This is a genomic window from Nocardioides sp. BP30 (genome assembly GCF_029873215.1).
Classification (GTDB): Bacteria; Actinomycetota; Actinomycetes; order Propionibacteriales; family Nocardioidaceae; genus Nocardioides.
Window position 1 is genome coordinate 2,330,811 of sequence record NZ_CP123620.1, and the last position, 14,032, is coordinate 2,344,842.

12 protein-coding genes and 1 rRNA gene are annotated in these 14,032 nt (G+C 68.8%); 11 read left to right on the forward strand and 2 right to left on the reverse strand.

What is annotated here, in order from left to right; genetic code table 11:
* Positions 1–13: 13 nt before the first annotated feature.
* Complete coding sequence (locus P5P86_RS11040; protein WP_280607484.1) at positions 14–838, reverse strand: ABC transporter permease; 825 nt, start codon at positions 836–838, stop codon at positions 14–16.
* On the reverse strand, positions 835–1,848 hold the full coding sequence (locus tag P5P86_RS11045) for an ATP-binding cassette domain-containing protein (protein ID WP_280607485.1): 1,014 nt from the start codon (positions 1,846–1,848) through the stop codon (positions 835–837). The genes P5P86_RS11040 and P5P86_RS11045 overlap by 4 nt, the downstream gene beginning before the upstream one ends.
* A 79-nt stretch (positions 1,849–1,927) precedes the next feature.
* Between P5P86_RS11045 and argC the strand changes: the two genes are divergently transcribed.
* The 11 genes from argC to P5P86_RS11100 all read left to right on the forward strand — a co-directional run bounded on the left by argC (position 1,928) and on the right by P5P86_RS11100 (position 13,693).
* Positions 1,928–2,965, forward strand: coding sequence for an N-acetyl-gamma-glutamyl-phosphate reductase (gene argC / locus P5P86_RS11050; RefSeq protein ID WP_280607486.1), 1,038 nt, complete (start codon positions 1,928–1,930; stop codon positions 2,963–2,965).
* Positions 2,962–3,420: an ACT domain-containing protein gene (locus P5P86_RS11055; protein WP_280607487.1), complete on the forward strand. Its 459-nt coding sequence runs from the start codon at positions 2,962–2,964 to the stop codon at positions 3,418–3,420. Before argC ends, P5P86_RS11055 begins: the two co-directional genes overlap by 4 nt.
* The gene (argJ, locus tag P5P86_RS11060; RefSeq protein ID WP_280607488.1) at positions 3,417–4,568 is read left to right on the forward strand and encodes a bifunctional glutamate N-acetyltransferase/amino-acid acetyltransferase ArgJ; all 1,152 of its coding nucleotides are present in this window, start codon (positions 3,417–3,419) and stop codon (positions 4,566–4,568) included. The genes P5P86_RS11055 and argJ overlap by 4 nt, the downstream gene beginning before the upstream one ends.
* A complete protein-coding gene (gene argB, locus P5P86_RS11065; protein ID WP_280607489.1) occupies positions 4,565–5,503 on the forward strand; it encodes an acetylglutamate kinase in 939 nt (312 codons plus the stop codon). Before argJ ends, argB begins: the two co-directional genes overlap by 4 nt.
* Positions 5,500–6,693: an acetylornithine transaminase gene (locus P5P86_RS11070; RefSeq protein WP_280607490.1), complete on the forward strand. Its 1,194-nt coding sequence runs from the start codon at positions 5,500–5,502 to the stop codon at positions 6,691–6,693. Before argB ends, P5P86_RS11070 begins: the two co-directional genes overlap by 4 nt.
* Positions 6,690–7,673, forward strand: coding sequence for an ornithine carbamoyltransferase (argF, locus tag P5P86_RS11075; protein ID WP_280607491.1), 984 nt, complete (start codon positions 6,690–6,692; stop codon positions 7,671–7,673). The genes P5P86_RS11070 and argF overlap by 4 nt, the downstream gene beginning before the upstream one ends.
* Complete coding sequence (locus P5P86_RS11080; protein ID WP_280607492.1) at positions 7,670–8,284, forward strand: arginine repressor; 615 nt, start codon at positions 7,670–7,672, stop codon at positions 8,282–8,284. Before argF ends, P5P86_RS11080 begins: the two co-directional genes overlap by 4 nt.
* Positions 8,281–9,720: an argininosuccinate synthase gene (argG, locus tag P5P86_RS11085; RefSeq protein WP_280607493.1), complete on the forward strand. Its 1,440-nt coding sequence runs from the start codon at positions 8,281–8,283 to the stop codon at positions 9,718–9,720. Before P5P86_RS11080 ends, argG begins: the two co-directional genes overlap by 4 nt.
* On the forward strand, positions 9,720–11,168 hold the full coding sequence (gene argH, locus P5P86_RS11090; RefSeq protein WP_280607494.1) for an argininosuccinate lyase: 1,449 nt from the start codon (positions 9,720–9,722) through the stop codon (positions 11,166–11,168). Before argG ends, argH begins: the two co-directional genes overlap by 1 nt.
* Before the next feature lie 11 nt (positions 11,169–11,179).
* Positions 11,180–11,764 carry a DNA-3-methyladenine glycosylase gene (locus P5P86_RS11095; RefSeq protein WP_280607495.1) on the forward strand — a complete coding sequence of 195 codons (585 nt, stop codon included), beginning with the start codon at positions 11,180–11,182 and terminating at the stop codon, positions 11,762–11,764.
* Positions 11,765–12,164: 400 nt separating this feature from the next.
* Positions 12,165–13,693, forward strand: a 16S ribosomal RNA gene (locus P5P86_RS11100).
* Positions 13,694–14,032 lie beyond the last annotated feature (339 nt).

Below are 14,032 nucleotides of genomic sequence, written 5' to 3' on the forward strand. Positions count from 1 at the left end.
CACTGTCTCGAGCTCACACCTTGCGGCTGTAGGACCGGATCGCGAGCGGCGCGAAGACGGCAACGATGAGGACGCAGCCGAGAAGTGCCCACAGCACGTTCACGGTCATCGCTCCCTCGTTCATCAGGTCGCGGATCGCGTTGATCACCAGGGTGACCGGATTGACGTTGACGAAGTGCTCGAGCCAGCCGGGCATCGTGCGCTGGCTGACGAAGGCGTTGGAGAGGAACGTCAGCGGGAACATGATCATCATGCCGATGCCCTGTACGGCCTGCGCCGAGCGGGCGATGGTGCCCAGCCAGGCGAAGATCCACGACAGCGACCAGCCGGCGAAGACCACCAGCAGCCAGCCCGCGAGGACGCCGCCGACGCCGCCACCGGGCCGGTAGCCCATCGCGAACCCGGTGGCGAGGGTGAGCGTCGCGGCGATGCCGTAGCGCAGGACGTCGGCCAGCATCGGACCGGCCAGCGGCGCGATCCGCGAGATGGGCAGGGACCGGAAGCGGTCGAAGACGCCCTTCTCCATGTCCTCTCGCATCTGGGTGCCGGTGGCCATGCAGGCCGTCAGCGATGTCTGGGCCAGCACGCCGGTGATGATCGTGGGCAGGTAGGCCTTCACCCCGCCGGCGAGAGCACCGCCGAAGATGAAGGCGAACATCGCCGTGAACAGCAACGGCTGGATGATCACGTCGAAGAACTGCTCGGGATTGCGGCGCATCTTCTTCAGCGCGCGCCACGCCATCGTCACGGTCTGGGACATCGTCTCGCGCGGGGTGGGCCGCACGGTCAGCCGCCGCTTGGCGGCGTCGATGCGGTGTTCGACGGTCAGGGCGCTCATCGGGCGGCCTCCTCGGACTCGTGCTCGGACTCGTGCTCCGACGCATGCTCGGAGGCATGGGGCTGGGACGTGTCGTGCCCGGTCAGGGCCAGGAAGACCTCGTCGAGGGTGGGCTGCTGCACGGACGCGGTGGTGATCGACAGCCCGGCCTGCCGCAGCGCGATCAGCACGTCGGCGGCCTGGTTGGCGTCCGGCAGCGGCACGTTGAGACCACCGGCCTCAGGCGTGAGCACCGGGCTGCTGCCGGTGACCCGCTTGACGAGCAGCGCCGCCTCCTCGATCTGCGACCTCTCGCTGAGCCGCAGCTGCAGGGTGGACTCGCCGACGCTCGTCTTGAGCTCCGAGGGCGTGCCCTCGGCGACCTTCAGGCCTCGATCGATGACAGCGATTCGATCGGCGAGCTGGTCGGCCTCGTCGAGGTACTGCGTCGTCAGCAGGATCGTCGACCCCTGGGCCACCAGGTCGCGGATGGTGCCCCACATCTGGCTGCGGGTGCGCGGGTCCAGGCCCGTGGTGGGCTCGTCGAGGAAGATCAGCGGGGGAGAGCTGATCAGTGACGCGCCCAGGTCCAGGCGGCGGCGCATGCCGCCGGAGTAGTCCTTGATCTGCTTGCCGGCCGCCTCGGTCAGGCCGAACCGGTCGAGCAGGTCGTCGGCCAGCGTCCTCGCCTGTCGGGCGGAGCGGCCGTGCAACCGGGCGAAGAGCCAGAGGTTCTCCGCGCCGGTCAGGTTCTCGTCCACCGAGGCGTACTGCCCGGTCACGCCGACGAGCTGGCGGATCTGGTGCGGCGAGGAAGCGACGTCCACGCCGAAGATGGAGGCCCGCCCGCCGTCGATGGGCAGCAGCGTCGCGAGCATGGACAGGGTGGTGGTCTTGCCGGCACCGTTGGGTCCCAGGACGCCGAAGACCTCGCCGGGCTGGACGGCCAGATCGACGCCGCCGACGGCGGTGAAGTCACCGAAGCGCTTCACCAGTCCGCTCGCGTCGACTGCCAGGTCTGAAGTGGTCATGGCACTAGCCTGGGATGCGACGGTTTCACACCGCTTTCAGTGCATCGCGATGCGGTTTCATGCATGACTGTGTATAGTCATGCACATGAGTGCGGTGCGGGTGGCGGTAGCGGGCGCGAGCGGGTACGCCGGGGGCGAGATCCTCCGTCTGCTCTGCGCCCACCCCGAGGTGGAGATCGGCGCCCTGACCGGCGCGTCGAACGCCGGCCAGCGGCTCGGCTCGCTGCAGCCGCACCTGCTCCCGTTGGCCGACCGGCTGGTCGAGGAGACGACGATCGAGGCGCTCAGCGGCCATGACGTCGTCTTCCTGGCGCTGCCGCACGGACAGTCCGGAGCGATCGCCGCCGCCCTTCCCGAGGGCACGGTCGTGATCGACTGCGGCGCCGACTACCGGCTCGCCGACGCGAGCCTGTGGGAGAGGTTCTACGGCTCGCCCCACGCCGGGACCTGGCCCTACGGGCTGCCCGAGCTCCCGGGGCAGCGGGCGAAGCTGGCCGGTGCCACGAAGATCGCCGTCCCGGGCTGCTATCCCACGGTGTCCACGCTGACCCTGGCGCCGGCCATCGAGGCCGGCCTGGTCGAGCCCGACGTCGTCGTCGTGGCCGCCTCCGGCACCTCCGGCGCCGGCAAGTCCGCCAAGACGCACCTGCTCGGCAGCGAGGTGATGGGCTCGGTGACCGCGTACGGCGTCGGTGGCGTCCACCGGCACACCCCGGAGATCATCCAGAACCTCTCCGGCCTCACCGAGGAGCGGGTCACCGTCAGCTTCACCCCGCTGCTGGTCCCGATGCCACGCGGCATCCTGGCCACCTGCACCGCCCGGACCCGGCCCGGTGTCACGGCCGAGGAGATCCGCGCCGCCTACGAGAAGGCGTACGCCGACGAGCAGTTCGTCCACCTGCTGCCCGAGGGCATCTGGCCGCAGACCCAGTCGGTGGCGGGCTCCAACGCCGTACACCTGCAGGTGACGGTCGACGAGGCGGCCGGCCGGCTCGTCGCCGTCGGCGCCATCGACAACCTCACCAAGGGCACCGGCGGTGCCGCCGTGCAGTGCATGAACCTCGCCCTCGGCCTGGACGAGGCCACCGGCCTGAGCACGATCGGCCTGGCACCGTGACCGCGTCGTACGCGCTGGAGCGCTTCCCCGAGACGCTCGCCGTCGTCCGGCTGGGGCCGGGTGCGGTGATCCCGGCGTGGGCCGAGTCCTCCTCGATCTTCTCCATCACCGCGACGGCGACCGAGACGAGTCTGGTCTGCGCCGCCCGCTCCGTGCCCACCAAGTCGGTCCACCAGCGGCCCTTCACCGCGTTCGCCGTCAAGGGCCCCCTGGACTTCGCCCTGACCGGGGTCCTCGTCGCGCTGCTGACGCCGCTGGCCGAGCAGGGGATCAGCGTCTTCACCCTCTCCACCTACGACACCGACTGGATCCTGGTACGGACCGGCGACGCGGACCGCGCTGTGGAGGCGTGGCGAGGTTCGGGGCACGAGGTCGGCGACGCCGTCCCCGTGACCCCGCCCCGCCAGCAGCAACAGCAGCAGTCGTCCCCGTCGAAGAAGAAGGTCAAGAAGTGAGCGTGACCCACCCGAGAGGGTTCCTGGCGGCCGGTGTCGCCGCCGGGCTGAAGTCCACCGGCAAGCCGGACGTCGCCCTGGTCGTCAACCAGGGCCCCTCGTACGCCTCGGCGAGCGTGTTCACCAGCAACCGCTGCAAGGCCAACCCGGTGCTGTGGAGCCAGGAGGTCGTCAAGGACGGGGTCGTCAAGGCGGTCGTGCTCAACTCCGGTGGGGCCAACTGCTACACCGGTGCCGAGGGCTTCCAGACCACCCACCAGACCGCCGAGCGCGTCGCCGAGCACGTCGGCATCGGCGCCGGCGACGTGGTCGTCTGCTCCACGGGGCTGATCGGACTGCTCACCCTCCGCGAGCACCTGCTCGCCGGCGTCGACGCGGCCGCGCAGGCGCTGGCCGCCGACGGTGGTCAGGCTGCCGCCGAGGCCATCATGACCACCGACACCGTCGCCAAGCAGGTCGTGGTGGCAGGCGAAGGGTGGTCGATCGGCGGCATGGCCAAGGGCGCCGGCATGCTGGCGCCCGCGCTGGCCACCATGCTCGTGGTCCTCACCACCGACGCGGACCTCCCGGCCGACGAGCTCGACCAGGCGCTGCGCGCCGCCACCCGGGTCAGCTTCGACCGGCTCGACTCCGACGGCTGCATGTCCACCAACGACACCGTGACGCTGCTGGCCAGTGGCGCCAGTGGCGTGCGCCCCGGCATCGAGGAGTTCACGGCCAAGCTCTCCGAGGCGTGCCGGGACCTCGCGCTCCAGCTTCTCGCCGACGCCGAGGGCGCCGACCACTCCATCGCGATCACCACGCTCAACGCCGCCTCCGAGGAGGACGCCGTCGAGGTCTCCCGCTCGGTGGCCCGCAGCAACCTGTTCAAGGCGGCGATCTTCGGCAAGGACCCCAACTGGGGTCGCATCCTGGCCTCGGTGGGCACCACCGCCGCCGCCTTCGACCCCGCCGACCTCGACGTCGCGCTGAACGGCGTCTGGGTCTGCCGCGCGTCCACGCCGGCCGAGGACCCCGCCGTCATCAGTCTCGAGGAGCGGGAGGTCACCGTCACCATCGACCTCAAGTCAGGTGACGCCTCGGCGACGGTGTGGACCAACGACCTCACCCACGCCTACGTGCACGAGAACAGCGCCTACAGCTCATGAGCGAACACAACCTGCCCACCAAGGTGGTCTTCACCCCTGACGAGTCGCGGGAGAAGGCCGTCACGCTCGCCGCGGCGCTGCCGTGGCTGAAGAAGTACAACGGCAAGATCATCGTGATCAAGTACGGCGGCAACGCCATGATCGACGAGCGCCTCAAGGAGGCCTTCGCCGAGGACATCGCCTTCCTGCGGCTGGCCGGGTTCAAGCCGGTCGTGGTGCACGGCGGAGGACCGCAGATCTCCCGCATGCTCGACCGGCTCGGCATCCAGTCCGAGTTCCGCGGCGGCCTGCGGGTGACCACGCCCGAGGCGATGGACGTGGTGCGGATGGTCCTGGTCGGGCAGGTCCAGCGCGAGCTCGTCGGCCTGCTCAACCAGCACGGCCCGCTCGCCGTCGGGCTCTCCGGCGAGGACGCCGGCCTGTTCACCGCCGTCCCGGCCCACACCGTCGTCGACGGTGAGGAGGTCGACCTGGGCCTCGTGGGCGAGGTCAGCGACGTGCGGCCCGACGCCGTGCTCGACCTGATCGAGGCCGGCCGGATCCCGGTCATCTCCAGCGTCGCCCCCGACGGCTCGGGCCAGGCCCACAACGTCAACGCCGACACCGCCGCGGCGGCCCTCGCGGTCGCCCTGGGCGCCGAGAAGCTGCTCGTGCTGACCGACGTGGAAGGTCTCTACCGCGACTACGGCAACTCCGATGAGGTCATCGGTGAGATCAGCCCCGAGGCGCTGGCCGAGCTGATGCCCTCGCTGGCCAGCGGCATGGTGCCCAAGATGAGCGCCTGCCTGCAGGCCATCCGCGGGGGCGTCCCTCGCGCCACTGTCGTCGACGGTCGCGAGCAGCACGCCGTCCTGCTCGAGATCTTCACCGACGACGGCATCGGCACCCAGGTGCTTCCCGGCGTCGAGACCAAGATCAGGAAGGCACGGGCATGACCGCCACCAGCCAGCAGACCGGCCAGCAGACCAGCCAGCAGCGCTACCAGCACGCGTTGATGAACACCTTCGGCGCACCCAAGCTCGTGCTGACCCGCGGCCGGGGAGCCAGGGTCTGGGACGAGGACGGCAACGAGTACGTCGACCTCCTCGGCGGGATCGCCGTCAACGCCCTCGGCCATGCCCACCCGGCGCTGGTCGAGGCGGTCACGGCGCAGCTCTCCACGCTCGGTCACATCTCGAACTTCTTCGCCTCCGGCCCGCAGATCCAGCTGGCCGAGAAGCTGCTCTCGCTCCTCGGGGCGGAGGGCAAGGTCTTCTTCACCAACTCCGGCACCGAGGCCAACGAAGCCGCCTTCAAGCTCACCCGCCGCACCGGTCGCACCCACCTCGTCGCCATGCGGAACTCCTTCCACGGCCGCACGATGGGTGCCCTGGCGCTGACCTCCAAGGAGGCCTATCGCGCGCCGTTCGAGCCGTTGCCCGGCGAGGTCACGTTCGTCGAGTACGGCGATGCGGACGCGCTGGCGGCCGCCGTCACGGACCGCACCGCCGCGATCGTGATCGAGCCGCTGCAGGGCGAGGCCGGTGTGGTGGTGCCGCCGGCGGGCTTCCTGGCTCGGGCGCGGGAGATCGCCGACGAGCACGGTGCCCTGCTGTGGTTCGACGAGGTGCAGACCGGGATGGGCCGCACAGGAGCGTGGTTCGCGCACCTGTCGGCGGGCGTCAGGCCCGATGTCATCACCCTCGCGAAGGGGCTCGGCGGCGGCTTCCCGATCGGCGCCTGCCTCGGTCTCGGCGCCGCGGCGGACCTGCTCCAGCCCGGCAACCACGGCACCACGTTCGGCGGCAACCCGCCGGCGTGCGCTGCCGCTCTCGCCGTCATCGGGACCATCGAGAACGAGGGCCTGCTCGAGCGGGCCGCCGTGCTCGGCCGGAGGCTGCGCGAGGGTCTCGCCGCCGACCCGCGGGTCGGCGAGGTCACCGGGGAGGGGCTGCTGATCGGGGTGGTGACCGATCTGGACACCGCAGCGATCGCCACGGCCGCGCTCGACCGGGGCTTCATTCTCAACAACGCCACGCCCCAGCGGGTGCGGCTGGCACCGCCGCTCGTCCTCACCGACGAGGACGTGGACGCCTTCCTCGGCGCCTGGCCGGCCATCCTCGACGCCGCGGAGGGGCACGCGTGAGCGCCCCGACGAGTCCCGTCCGTTCGTTCCTGCGCGACGACGACCTCAGCCCTGCCGAGCAGGCGCACGTCCTCGGTCTGGCCGCCACGCTGAAGGCAGCGCCGTACGACCATCGGCCGCTGGCCGGCCCGCGCACCGTCGCGACGATCTACGACAAGCCGACGCTGCGCACCCAGTCCTCCTTTTCCGCCGGCATCGCCGAGCTCGGCGGTCACCCGATGCTCGTCGACGGTGGCCTCGCCGGGATCGGTGTGCGGGAGTCGGTCGCCGACGTGGCGCGGGTGCTCGGCCGCCAGGCGAGCGTCATCGTGTGGCGCACGTTCGCCCAGGCGAAGCTGGAGGAGATGGCAGCGTACGCCGCCGTGCCGGTCGTCAACGCGCTGACCGACGAGTTCCACCCCTGCCAGCTGCTGGCCGACCTGCTCACCATCCGCGAGCACAAGGGCACGCTCGCCGGGCTCACGGTCGTCTTCCTCGGCGACGCGGCCTGCAACATGGGCAACTCCTGGGCGCTCGCGGGGGTCACGGCAGGGATGCACGTGCGCTTCGGTGCTCCGGAGGGCTACACCCCCGATGCGGAGGTCCTGGCGACCGCTGCCACGATCGGCGCGCAGACCGGCGGTTCCGTGGAGCTGCACGCTGATCCGGCACGCGCTGTCGCGGAAGCCGACGTGCTCGTGACCGACACCTGGGTGAGCATGGGCAAGGAGGACGAGGCGGCGCAGCGGGTGGCGGTGTTCTCGGCCTATGCGCTGACCGCCGACCTGGTCGCACAGGCCAAGGACGACGCCATCGTGATGCACTGCCTGCCGGCCTACCGGGGCAAGGAGATCGACGCCGAGGTGATCGACGGTCCGCAGAGCGTCGTCTGGGACGAGGCCGAGAATCGGCGGCACGCCCAGAAGGCGATCTTGACCTTCCTGGCCGAGGAGAGCGGCCTGTCCGCCCAGCGTGTCGAGGCGCCCGGATCGTCGCGATGAGCGAGCAGGCCACCCGTCCGGCGACGAAGAACGCTCGTCACCAGTTGATCGTGGACCTGGTCTCGAGCCACGAGATCCGCTCGCAGACCGAGCTCGCCGATCTGCTCGCGGGCAACGGGGTCAGGGTCACGCAGGCGACCCTCTCGCGCGACCTGGTCGAGCTGGAGGCGGTCAAGGTGCGGGCGGCCTCCGGAGTGCTGGTCTACGCGGTGCCGGGTGAGGGCGGCGATCGCCGGCCCGTCAGCGCGGGGGAGTCCGGTGCAGCGCGTTCCCGGCTGGCCCGGCTGTGCGGCGAGCTGCTCGTCAGCGTCGAGGCCAGCGCGAATCTGGTCGTCCTGCGCACGCCGCCGGGTGCGGCCCAGTTCCTGGCGAGTGCGTTCGACAAGGCGGAGCTACCCGACATCCTCGGCACGATCGCCGGCGACGACACCGTGCTGGTCATCGGTCGCGACCCGCAGGGCGGCGAGGACCTGGTCCGCAGGTTCCTCGCGCTGGCACAGCACACCTGGTCGGCCGGCGAGGAGCCGTCCGACCACCTCCGCACCGATCACCACGATCACGACGGTCACCACCGTCAGCACAACACAGAACACTCGGAAGAGGAGCAATGAGCAAGGTCCTGACCTCCCTGCCCGTCGGCGAGCGCGTCGGCATCGCGTTCTCCGGAGGCCTCGACACCTCGGTCGCGGTCGCCTGGATGCGCTCGAAGGGTGCGATCCCGTGCACCTACACCGCCGACATCGGGCAGTACGACGAGCCCGACATCTCCGGTGTCCCCGATCGCGCCCAGCAGTACGGCGCCGAGATCGCCCGAGCCGTCGACATCAAGCCGCAGCTGGTGGAGGAGGGACTGGCCGCGCTCGCGTGCGGCGCCTTCCACATCCGCTCCGGTGCGCGGGCCTACTTCAACACCACGCCGCTGGGCCGTGCGGTGACCGGCACGATGCTGGTCCGCGCCATGCAGGCCGACGAGGTCAACATCTGGGGTGACGGGTCGACGTACAAGGGCAACGACATCGAGCGCTTCTACCGCTACGGCCTGATGGCCAACCCCGAGCTGCGGATCTACAAGCCGTGGCTGGACGCCGACTTCGTCGCCGAGCTCGGCGGCCGTCACGAGATGAGCGAGTGGCTCCTCGCCAACGGGCTGCCCTACCGGGACTCCACCGAGAAGGCGTACTCCACCGACGCGAACATCTGGGGCGCGACCCACGAGGCCAAGACGCTGGAGCACCTCGACGTCTCGCTGGAGACCGTCGAGCCGATCATGGGCGTGAAGTTCTGGGACCAGGGCGTCGCGATCGAGACCGAGGACGTCGCCGTCAGCTTCGAGGCCGGGCGCCCGGTGGCGATCAACGGTAAGCGGTACGACGGGGCCGGCGGGGCGGTAGCCCTCGTCCTCGAGGCGAACGCGATCGGTGGCCGGCACGGCCTGGGCATGTCCGACCAGATCGAGAACCGGATCATCGAGGCGAAGTCGCGCGGCATCTACGAGGCGCCGGGGATGGCGCTGCTGTTCGCGGCGTACGAGCGGCTGCTCAACGCCGTGCACAACGAGGACACGCTGGCGAACTACCACACCGAGGGCCGCAAGCTCGGCCGGCTGCTGTACGAGGGTCGCTGGCTGGACCCGCAGGCACTGATGTTGCGCGAGTCGATCCAGCGTTGGATCGCCTCGCTGGTGACCGGGACCGTCACGCTCCGGCTGCGGCGCGGCGACGACTACACGATCCTGCGCACCGAGGGCTCGAACTTCTCCTACCACCCCGAGAAGCTGTCGATGGAGCGCGTCGAGAACGCCGCGTTCGGCCCGACCGACCGGATCGGTCAGCTCACCATGCGCAACCTGGACATCGCCGACTCGCGCGCGAAGCTGGAGCTCTACGCCAGCCAGCCGCTCGACCAGGGCACGGTGCTGGTGGAGAACGGCACGCTCTTCGGTGAGCTCCCGGCCGGCGGCTTCGACCAGATCGCCGCGAACGGCGAGGTCGACGCGGAGGCCGAGGCAGTGCTGGACGAGGTCGCCATGGAGTCCGGGACCGACTGATGACCGACGAGACGACGCCCGCCTCGACGCCCGCCTCGACGACGGGGGAGGGCAAGCTGTGGGGCGGCCGGTTCGCCGGCGGTCCCAGCCCGGAGCTGGAGAGGCTCTCCCGCTCGACGCACTTCGACTGGCGCCTCGGTCTGTACGACCTGGCCGGCTCGCACGCGCACGCGAAGGCGCTGGGCGCGGCGGGCCTGCTGAGCGCCGAGGAGGAGCTCGAGCTGCACCGCGGCCTCGACGTACTCGCCGCGCGCTGGAGCTCGGGCGAGCTGCGCCCGGCCGAGTCCGACGAGGACGTGCACGGCGCACTGGAGCGTCTGCTGATCGAGGAGGTCGGTGCCGAGGTCGGCGGCAAGCTGCGGGCGGGCCGCTCCCGCAACGATCAGATCGCCACGCTGTTCCGGTCCTACCTGCTCGACCACGGGCGGGTCGTCGGCGGGCTGGTGCTCGACCTGGTCGAGGCGCTCGCCGGGCAGGCGGAGTCCCACCTCGGGGCGATCATGCCGGGACGCACGCATCTCCAGCACGCGCAGCCGGTCCTGCTGTCCCACCACCTGCTCGCGCACGCCTGGGCGATGCTGCGCGACGTCGACCGGCTCGCCGACTGGCGAGCCCGGGTGGAGAGCGACTCGCCGTACGGCTCGGGCGCGCTCGCGGGCCAGAGCCTGGGCCTGGATCCGGAGCTGGTGGCTCGCGAGCTCGGCTTCACCGGATCGACGGCCAACTCGATCGACGGCACCGCCTCGCGCGACTTCGTGGCGGAGTTCGCCTTCGTCTGCGCCCAGATCGGCGTGGACGTGAGCCGGATCGCCGAGGAGGTGATCCTGTGGGCGACCAAGGAGTTCGACTTCGTCACGCTGCACGACTCGTGGTCCACCGGCTCCTCGATCATGCCGCAGAAGAAGAACCCGGACATCTCCGAGCTCGCCCGCGGCAAGGCGGGCCGACTCATCGGCAACCTCACCGGGCTGCTGGCCACGCTGAAGGCGCTACCGCTGGCGTACAACCGGGATCTGCAGGAGGACAAGGAGCCGGTCTTCGACTCCGTCGACACCCTCGAGGTGCTGCTGCCGGCGTTCACCGGCCAGATCGCCACCCTGGTCTACAACACGGCGCGGATGGCGGAGCTGGCACCGCAGGGGTTCTCGCTGGCGACCGACATCGCGGAGTGGCTGGTGCGGGAGGGGACGCCGTTCCGGATCGCGCACGAGCTCGCCGGTGCGTGCGTACGAGCCGCCGAGGCCAAGGGGACCGAGCTCGACGGCCTCACCGACGAGGAGTTCGCAGCGATCTCTCCGGCGCTCACCCCGCAGGTGCGGCTGGTGTTGACGGCACAGGGCTCGGTCGCCTCCCGGAACGGACGCGGGGGCACCGCCCCCGAGCGCGTCGCCGAGCAGCTCGTCGAGCTGCGGGCCTGCGCTGCGGCATATCGCGGAGGGCTGGGCTGAGCGGGCCGGGGATGTCGCTCGAGGAGGCGTTGGACGGGCCGGCCGAGTCGGTCGCGCCACGTCTCCTCGGTGCGCTCCTCACGCACGCAGGGGTGACGGTGCGCCTGACGGAGGTGGAGGCGTATGCCGGAGCCCTCGACCCCGGGTCCCACGCCTACCGCGGACGGACGGCTCGCAACGAGGTGATGTTCGGCCCGGCGGGCCGGCTGTACGTGTACTTCACCTACGGCATGCACACCTGCGCCAACGTCGTCTGTGCGCCCGACGGCGAAGCCGCGGCCGTGCTGCTGCGCGCCGGGGAGATCGTGGGAGGGATCGAGCTCGCACGGGAGCGGCGGCAGCGGTCGAGCGACCGCGACCTCGCGCGCGGTCCTGCGCGACTGTGCCGAGCCCTCGACCTGAGCCTCGGCGACTACGGCGCCGACCTGTCCGGTCCGACCATCACGCTCCGGCTCGCGGACCCGGCCGCGGACTACCTGACCGGCCCCCGGGTGGGGCTGCGCGCCGCTGCCGATCGGCCCTGGCGGTTCTGGCTCCCGGGGGAGCCGAGTGTCTCGGCGTACCGGCCCGCGAAGCGGCTCGAGGGGCGCGACTGAGTCGCGGCACAACCGATTTGGCCTCGCGGACACACCGATGTAATGTTCTCTTCGTCGCCGGGTGCGACACCCGGACCGAGGGCCGCGAGGCACAACGAACCGGGTGTGGCGGGTGGCGGCATGGCTCGGACGGGCCGGGGTCAACGCCAAGTTGACGCCGAGCAGACGGGCCGGTAAGTTTCTGCAGGTTGCCCCGCAGCAGGATCCGATGGGTCATGCACGGTGCGCGTGTGATTCTTGAGAACTCAACAGTGTGTCATAGTCGACGAATTAGTTTGTTATGCCCTGTCACCTTTTGGGTGATGGTTTTGACAATGAATTCTGGCAATATGTCAGGTTCTCTTGTTCAGGCATCTCTTCTTCTCAGCTGGTCCTTTTGGGGTTGGTTGGGTTTTGTTTTTCTACGGAGAGTTTGATCCTGGCTCAGGACGAACGCTGGCGGCGTGCTTAACACATGCAAGTCGAGCGGAAAGGCCTTTCGGGGTACTCGAGCGGCGAACGGGTGAGTAACACGTGAGTAATCTGCCCTGCACTCTGGGATAGCCACCGGAAACGGTGATTAATACCGGATATGAGCCCTTCATGCATGTGGGGGGTTGGAAAGTTTTTTCGGTGTGGGATGTGCTCGCGGCCTATCAGCTTGTTGGTGGGGTAATGGCCTACCAAGGCTTCGACGGGTAGCCGGCCTGAGAGGGTGACCGGCCACACTGGGACTGAGACACGGCCCAGACTCCTACGGGAGGCAGCAGTGGGGAATATTGGACAATGGGCGGAAGCCTGATCCAGCAACGCCGCGTGAGGGATGACGGCCTTCGGGTTGTAAACCTCTTTCAGCACAGACGAAGTTCTATCTTTTTGGGTGGAGTGACGGTATGTGCAGAAGAAGGACCGGCCAACTACGTGCCAGCAGCCGCGGTAATACGTAGGGTCCGAGCGTTGTCCGGAATTATTGGGCGTAAAGGGCTCGTAGGCGGTTTGTTGCGTCGGGAGTGAAAACCCAGGGCTTAACCCTGGGCCTGCTTTCGATACGGGCAGACTAGAGGCATTCAGGGGAGAACGGAATTCCTGGTGTAGCGGTGAAATGCGCAGATATCAGGAGGAACACCGGTGGCGAAGGCGGTTCTCTGGGAATGTTCTGACGCTGAGGAGCGAAAGTGTGGGGAGCGAACAGGATTAGATACCCTGGTAGTCCACACCGTAAACGTTGGGCGCTAGGTGTGGGACCTATTCCATGGGTTCCGTGCCGCAGCTAACGCATTAAGCGCCCCGCCTGGGGAGTACGGCCGCAAGGCTAAAACTCAAAGGAATTGACGGGGGCCCGCACAAGCGGCGGAGCATGCGGATTAATTCGATGCAACGCGAAGAACCTTACCTGGGTTTGACATACACCGGAAAGCTGCAGAGATGTAGCCCCTTTTAGTCGGTGTACAGGTGGTGCATGGCTGTCGTCAGCTCGTGTCGTGAGATGTTGGGTTAAGTCCCGCAACGAGCGCAACCCTCGTCCTATGTTGCCAGCACGTGATGGTGGGGACTCATAGGAGACTGCCGGGGTCAACTCGGAGGAAGGTGGGGATGACGTCAAGTCATCATGCCCCTTATGTCCAGGGCTTCACGCATGCTACAATGGCCGGTACAAAGGGCTGCGATCCCGTGAGGGGGAGCGAATCCCAAAAAGCCGGTCTCAGTTCGGATTGGGGTCTGCAACTCGACCCCATGAAGTCGGAGTCGCTAGTAATCGCAGATCAGCAACGCTGCGGTGAATACGTTCCCGGGCCTTGTACACACCGCCCGTCACGTCACGAAAGTCGGCAACACCCGAAGCCGGTGGCCTAACCCTTGTGGGAGGAGCCGTCGAAGGTGGGGCTGGCGATTGGGACGAAGTCGTAACAAGGTAGCCGTACCGGAAGGTGCGGCTGGATCACCTCCTTTCTAAGGAGTCAGTGGCCATGGTGGCCTGCACAGTGGGTGTGGGCTGGTGGTGCTGCTCGTAAAGTGGAATCGTCGATGAAGGCCTGTTGCCGGGCTTGTGATGTCAGTACTGCTTGCCATGTGTTTGTGTGGTGGGTGTGGAACCTCGGATCGGGTGTTGGTGGTGGGTGTGGCACACTGTTGGGCTTTGAGGGATCACACTCCTCTTGCCTCCTTCTGTTCATGGTCGCGCTTTTGGTGTGGTTGTGGGTGTTGGTGGGTTGGGTGGTTGATAGTTGGATAGTGGACGCGAGCATCTTATGCGCACTGCCTTGCAATGCTTGGCTCTTGCTTCACCAG

Coding starts and splice junctions, on each gene's coding strand:
- P5P86_RS11040 (WP_280607484.1), bottom strand. CDS start 838: ATGAGCGCCCTGACCGTCGAACACCGCATCGACGCCGCCAAGCGGCGG.
- P5P86_RS11045 (WP_280607485.1), bottom strand. CDS start 1,848: ATGACCACTTCAGACCTGGCAGTCGACGCGAGCGGACTGGTGAAGCGC.
- argC (WP_280607486.1), top strand. CDS start 1,928: ATGCACATGAGTGCGGTGCGGGTGGCGGTAGCGGGCGCGAGCGGGTAC.
- argB (WP_280607489.1), top strand. CDS start 4,565: ATGAGCGAACACAACCTGCCCACCAAGGTGGTCTTCACCCCTGACGAG.
- P5P86_RS11070 (WP_280607490.1), top strand. CDS start 5,500: ATGACCGCCACCAGCCAGCAGACCGGCCAGCAGACCAGCCAGCAGCGC.
- P5P86_RS11080 (WP_280607492.1), top strand. CDS start 7,670: ATGAGCGAGCAGGCCACCCGTCCGGCGACGAAGAACGCTCGTCACCAG.
- argG (WP_280607493.1), top strand. CDS start 8,281: ATGAGCAAGGTCCTGACCTCCCTGCCCGTCGGCGAGCGCGTCGGCATC.
- argH (WP_280607494.1), top strand. CDS start 9,720: ATGACCGACGAGACGACGCCCGCCTCGACGCCCGCCTCGACGACGGGG.
- P5P86_RS11095 (WP_280607495.1), top strand. CDS start 11,180: ATGTCGCTCGAGGAGGCGTTGGACGGGCCGGCCGAGTCGGTCGCGCCA.